The sequence below is a fragment of the Corallococcus praedator genome, from assembly GCF_003612125.1.
GTDB lineage: Bacteria > Myxococcota > Myxococcia > Myxococcales > Myxococcaceae > Corallococcus > Corallococcus praedator.
In genome coordinates this window covers 1-404 of the sequence record NZ_RAWI01001315.1, presented here as the reverse complement: position 1 = coordinate 404, position 404 = coordinate 1, and the positions used below count along the sequence as shown (strand labels likewise).

The 404-nt window shown below is 54.5% G+C and carries 1 protein-coding gene; it reads right to left on the bottom strand.

All coding sequences use genetic code 11. The annotated features are described in order from the left end of the window. Positions 1-101: 101 nt before the first annotated feature. Positions 102-404, bottom strand: a 303-nt coding sequence (locus D7Y13_RS44245) for a DUF465 domain-containing protein (protein WP_208734734.1), incomplete at its 5' end; no start/stop codon positions are given.

Here is a 404-nt window from a genome sequence, read left to right as displayed (position 1 = left end):
CACCTGGTCTTGGCTGATGGCTGAAACGACAAACGGCCCCATTGAGGGGCCGTATGTCATGTGTTTTCCGGGGCTGGAACAGCCCGTCGTACGCGCAGCGATTACTGTGGTCTGGAAAGACGCTGGACAATCCGGTCTTTCACCAACAGGCGTTTTTCCTTGAGCTTTTTGAGCGCGTCATCGCCAATACCTCCTGCGGTCCCCTTTTCGGCATTCAGCACTTCGTCATCGGCGCTGTCGTACTCTTTGAGTAACAGACTCAACGTGGCATCGGCGCTGCTGCGCTCGAAAATCTCTTCCCTGGTCAACTCCAAATCCGCGAACAAATCGTGTTTGACTGGCATGAGTAGCACCTCCAGTTGACTACTTGAATGCAATGAGCGCCTGTGAAGGGTCTCACGGGT